General features: G+C 61.1%; 1 pseudogene. It reads left to right on the top strand.

The window, feature by feature from the left end:
- A pseudogene (locus ACEWB7_RS18025) lies at nt 1-424 on the top strand (hypothetical protein); the annotation flags it as partial.

Here is a 424-nt window from a genome sequence, read left to right as displayed (position 1 = left end):
CGATATGCTGCGCGCCATCGTGCGTGATGGACAGCAACAGGTGCTCGAACAGACGCCCCCCTGGGTGATACCCGCACACACCCTCCATACGCCTGAAGAGGCGTTGCGGGTGCGCGAAAAACTGGCGCATCAGGTACTCAACCCCGAAGTGTGGCCGGTATTCGATCTCCAGGTCGGATACGTGGACGGGATGCCTGCCCGCCTGTGGCTGTGTTTGGATAACCTGTTGCTTGACGGTCTGAGCATGCAGATCCTGCTGGCGGAGCTGGAGCACGGCTACCGCTACCCGCAACAGCTGCTTCCGCCGCTGCCCGTCACCTTCAGGGATTATCTGCAACAACCCTCGCTACAGTCGCCCAATCCAGATTCTCTGGCATGGTGGCAGGCGCAGCTTGATGATATTCCTCCGGCGCCTGCGTTGCCG

Origin of the sequence: Acinetobacter sp. NIOH-H-8 (assembly GCF_046635365.1) — a bacterium.
Taxonomy (GTDB): Bacteria; Pseudomonadota; Gammaproteobacteria; order Pseudomonadales; family Moraxellaceae; genus Acinetobacter.
Note: the sequence above shows the minus strand (reverse complement) of the source record. Positions and strands in the feature narration are given on the sequence as shown.